1 rRNA gene is annotated in these 740 nt (G+C 51.1%); it reads left to right on the top strand.

The window, feature by feature from the left end:
• Nucleotides 1–740 (top strand): 23S ribosomal RNA (locus tag ACY191_RS06970); the annotation flags it as partial.

Here is a 740-nt window from a genome sequence, read left to right as displayed (position 1 = left end):
CTGCGCCGAAAATGTACCGGGGCTAAACATATTACCGAAGCTGTGGAGTACACCTTTAGGTGTATTGGTAGGAGAGCGTTCTAAGGGCGTCGAAGGCAGATCGTGAGGACTGCTGGAGCGCTTAGAAGTGAGAATGCCGGTATGAGTAGCGAAAGACAGGTGAGAATCCTGTCCACCGAATGACTAAGGTTTCCTGGGGAAGGCTCGTCCGCCCAGGGTTAGTCGGGACCTAAGCCGAGGCCGATAGGCGTAGGCGATGGATAACAGGTTGATATTCCTGTACCCGTTGTTTTTGTTTGAGCAATGGAGGGACGCAGGAGGCTAAGGAATGCAGACGATCGGAAATGTCTGTCCAAGCAGTAAGTCTGAAGAGGAGTCAAATGCTTCTTTTCTTAAGGACAAGCTGTGATGGGGAGGGAAATAATAGTACCGAAGTTCCTGATGTCACACTGCCGAGAAAAGCTTCTAGTGAGAAAACAGCGGCCCGTACCGCAAACCGACACAGGTAGTCGAGGAGAGAATCCTAAGGTGAGCGAGAGAACTCTCGTTAAGGAACTCGGCAAAATGACCCCGTAACTTCGGGAGAAGGGGTGCTGATCATACGATCAGCCGCAGTGAATAGGCCCAAGCGACTGTTTATCAAAAACACAGGTCTCTGCAAAATCGTAAGATGAAGTATAGGGGCTGACGCCTGCCCGGTGCTGGAAGGTTAAGAGGAGTGCTTAGCGCAAGCGAAGGTA

The organism is Staphylococcus sp. TCBT05 (assembly GCF_055179755.1).
The sequence above is the reverse complement of the archived record's forward strand: the minus strand, read 5'-3'. Positions and strand labels throughout refer to the sequence as shown.